The organism is Phaeobacter sp. CAU 1743, from assembly GCF_039839315.1.
In the GTDB taxonomy this organism is placed as follows: Bacteria; Pseudomonadota; Alphaproteobacteria; order Rhodobacterales; family Rhodobacteraceae; genus Phycobacter; species Phycobacter gallaeciensis_A.
This window is the reverse complement of the sequence record NZ_JBDOQR010000144.1, coordinates 1-3,884: the sequence shown is the minus strand read 5'-3', so window position 1 is coordinate 3,884 and position 3,884 is coordinate 1. Positions and strand designations below refer to the sequence as shown.

The following is a 3,884-nucleotide window of genomic DNA, read 5'->3' as shown; positions in this document are numbered from 1 at the left end:
GTGTCTTTGTGGACGTCCAGCCCCACGTAAAGCGTTTTCGTCATTGGTCTTTCTCCTTCGAACTCTTCCGTGTTCGTCAGAAAACCACATCTGCGGCTCGCCCGCCGCAAAACGCTCATCTGGTCTAGGCGTCCAAGACGCGTTTTCCGTTTTCTCTGAGTTCCCCGTTGGGGCCGACATATCTGTAAATGGTGACGGGTTTGACGCCGAGCTCTGCGGCGAGCTGCGAGACAGAGGTATCGCGGCTGGACATGGCTGCCTGCGCGAGGCGCACCTGGGCTTTGGTCAACGCAAATTTCCGCCCCCCTTTTCGGCCTCGCGCCCGGGCTGCTTTGAGGCCTGCGACGGTGCGCTCACGGATCAGTTCCCGTTCAAATTCTGCCAGGGCTGCAAAGATACCGAATATCAACCGCCCTGCAGCGGTGGTGGTGTCGATTTGCGCGCCTTGGCCCGTGAGGACGCGCAGGCCGATTTCGCGATCGGTCAGCTCCTGCACGATTGTCACGAGATGTTTGAGGTCGCGGCCGAGGCGGTCGAGCTTCCAGACGACAAGGACATCGTCTTTACGCAGTGCTTTGAGGCAGGCATCGAGACCGGGCCGGGTGTCACGCTTACCTGAGGCCTGATCTTCATAGATGCCATCGGCCCCCACGCCCGCTTCGATCAGTGCATCCCGCTGCATATCGAGGGATTGACTACCGTCGGCTTTGGAAACCCGGGCGTATCCTATCAGCATGGCTTTATCTTATACGTTGGTTTGTGATGCTTGGGTTCGGCGGTCGCTTTCGGGCAACGGATTTATTCCTTATCTCATATCATAAATAAATATACTCAATACCTCCCATGAAAGCAAAAGAAGCATGGCGCATCGCACCATTCTGACCGAGCGCCAGCGCGCGACACTATTTGATCTGCCAACCAGTGAAGCGGCACTACTTCACCATTACACGTTGGCCGATGATGACATCGAACATGTTCGTCTGCGAAGACGATCACAAAACCGGCTTGGGTTTGCCCTTCAGCTTTGCGCGTTTCGACACCCCGGCCGCCTCCTGACGGCTGGAGAGGTCATCCCAGAAAAAGCGATCAGGTTCATCGCGGCTCAGCTGGGAATGCAAGCGGTTGAGTTGGAGGGCTACGCCGTCCGCGAAGAGACTCGGCGGGATCATCTGATCGAGCTTAGAGCGATCTATGGCTACAAGATGTTTACCGGACGTGGTGCCCGCGACCTGAAGGTTTGGCTTGAAACTGAGGCTGAGGTTGCGCGCTCTAATGAGGAGCTGGCGCGTCGGTTCGTGACAGAATGCCGCCGGAGCCAGACCATTCTGCCCGGGGTGTCGGTGATCGAACGGCTCTGCGCTGATGCGCTTGTCGCCGCCGAACGTCGGATGGAAACGCGCATCGCCGACCGTCTCGACGCGCCCATGAGAGGCAGGCTGGATGCCCTGCTTTCGGAAGACGTCGATGACCGGGTCAGCCGTTTTGTCTGGTTGCGCCAATTTGAGGTTGGCAAGAACTCGGCAGACGCGAACCGCCTGCTGGACCGGTTGGAGTTTCTGCAAGGTCTCGGGCTTGCGACCGCTGCCCTTGATGGCGTTCCACCCCACCGGATCACCCGACTTCGTCGCCAAGGCGAACGATATTTCTCGGATGATTTGCGCGACATTTCCAGCGATCGGCGGTGGGCGATCATGACCGTCTGTGCTGTGGAATGGCAGGCTGCGATAGCTGATGCAGTGATTGAGACCCATGATCGGATCGTGGGTAAAACCTGGCGCGATGCCAAGAGGTTATGTGATGTGCAGATTACCGGCGCCAAAGCAGCATTGCAGGACACACTTCGTTCTTTCTCAGGCTTGGGGGCCGCTCTCCTGGAAGCGCATGGCGATGGCGCACCCCTTGAGAGCGCGGTTACGACCGCCTGCGGTTGGCGTGATCTGGAAGGACTTGTCGCCACGGCGATGCAGTTGACCAGTACAATGGCTGCCAATCCCTTGGCCCATGTCGCCCAAGGCTATCATCGGTTCCGGCGCTACGCGCCGCGCATGTTGAGGGCGCTCGATATTCAGGCAGCATCGGTCGCCGAACCTTTGGTCGAAGCTACTCGGCTTGTCGCAAAGGGCGGACAAGAGACCGTTCGGCCAACAACCTTTCTGCGCCGCAGTTCCAAATGGCACCAGCACCTTCATGCGCAGCCCCCCGATGACCATCGGCTTTGGGAAGTCGCCGTGTTGTTCCATCTGCGCGATGCCTTTCGCTCCGGCGATATCTGGTTGGTGCAGTCCCGGCGCTATGCCGACCTGAAGCAGGCGCTGGTGCCAATAGCAGAGGCGCGGGCCACACCCAGATTGGCAGTGCCCTTCGACCCGGCGGATTGGCTGGGAGATCGCAAAACCCGTATGATTGAGGGACTGAAACGCTTGGCACGCGCTGCCCGTGCCGGGGCAATTCCGGGTGGCTCTATTGAGGACGGAATGCTGAAGATCGACAGGCTCACCGCCGCAGTGCCCGCCGAGGCCCATGAACTTGTTCTGGATTTATACAAAAGGTTGCCCGATGTGCGGATCACCGATCTGCTTCTGGAGGTGGACAATGCCACAGGCTTCACGGAAGCCTTCACCCATATACGCACCGGAGCACCTTGCACTGACAGGATCGGACTGCTGACCGTGCTGCTGGCGGAAGGCCTGAACCTCGGCCTCAGCAAGATGGCCGAAGCCACCAGCACCCATGATTATTCCCAGCTCTCGCGCATCTCACGGTGGCATGTTGAAGGCGACGCGCTGAACCGCGCCTTGGCCATGGTGATCGCGGCGCAATCCACCCTGCCCATGGCCCGTTTCTGGGGTGGCGGCACCACCGCCTCCAGCGACGGGCAGTTCTTTCCAACCACACGTCAAGGTGAGGCAATGAACCTGATCAACGCCAAATATGGCAATGAACCGGGGCTGAAAGCCTATACCCATGTTTCCGATCAGTTCGGCCCCTTTGCCACTCAAACCATCCCGGCGACCGTGAGCGAGGCCCCTTACATCCTCGATGGCCTGCTGATGAATGAGACCGGCAGAAATATCCGCGAACAATATGCTGACACCGGCGGCTTCACCGATCATGTCTTCGCCGTCACAGCCCTTCTGGGCTTCCAGTTCATTCCGCGCATCCGTGATCTGCCCTCCAAGCGGCTCTATGTCTTCGATCCAAGTGCTGTCCCGAAGGAACTGAAAGGCCTGATTGGTGGCAAGGTCAGGCAAAGCATCATCACCACCAACTGGCCCGACATCCTGCGCAGTGCCGCTACCATGGTCGCGGGCGTCATGCCGCCCAGTCAACTGCTGCGAAAGTTTTCAGCCTATCCCCGCCAGCATGAGCTGGCCGAAGCCCTCAAAGAAATCGGACGCGTTGAACGGACGCTGTTCATCATCGACTGGCTACTTGACGCCGACATGCAGCGCCGCGCTCAGATCGGGCTAAACAAAGGCGAAGCACACCACGCCCTGAAAAACGCCCTCCGCATCGGTCGCCAAGGTGAAATCCGCGACCGCACCGCCGAAGGTCAGCACTTCCGCATGGCAGGCCTCAACCTCCTCGCCGCCATCGTCATCCACTGGAACAGCAAACACCTTGGTCAAGCTGTCGCCGCACGAAAACGCGACGGGTTGGATTGCTCACCAATGCTACTGGCACATACCTCACCCCTCGGATGGGCACATATCCTCCTCACAGGCGAATACAGGTGGCCAAAACAGTAAACCAAGGGGCTTAGACCAGATGAGCGTTTTGCGGCGGGCGAGCCGCAGATGTGGTTTTCTGACGAACACGGAAGAGTTCGAAGGAGAAAGACCAATGACGAAAACGCTTTACGTGGGGCTGGACGTCCACAAAGA

The 3,884-nt window shown here is 58.8% G+C and carries 2 protein-coding genes; one reads left to right on the top strand and one right to left on the bottom strand.

Going from position 1 to position 3,884, the window contains the following annotated elements; genetic code table 11:
- Nucleotides 1-124 precede the first annotated feature (124 nt).
- Entirely contained in the window at nucleotides 125-736 is a 612-nt protein-coding gene (locus AAFO90_RS24200) for a recombinase family protein (protein ID WP_347511098.1), read from the bottom strand.
- A 124-nt stretch (nucleotides 737-860) separates the two neighbouring features.
- Here AAFO90_RS24200 and AAFO90_RS24195 point away from each other — a divergent pair, with 124 nt between their 5' ends.
- On the top strand, nucleotides 861-3,749 hold the full coding sequence (locus AAFO90_RS24195; RefSeq protein ID WP_090270728.1) for a Tn3 family transposase: 2,889 nt from the start codon (nucleotides 861-863) through the stop codon (nucleotides 3,747-3,749).
- Nucleotides 3,750-3,884 lie beyond the last annotated feature (135 nt).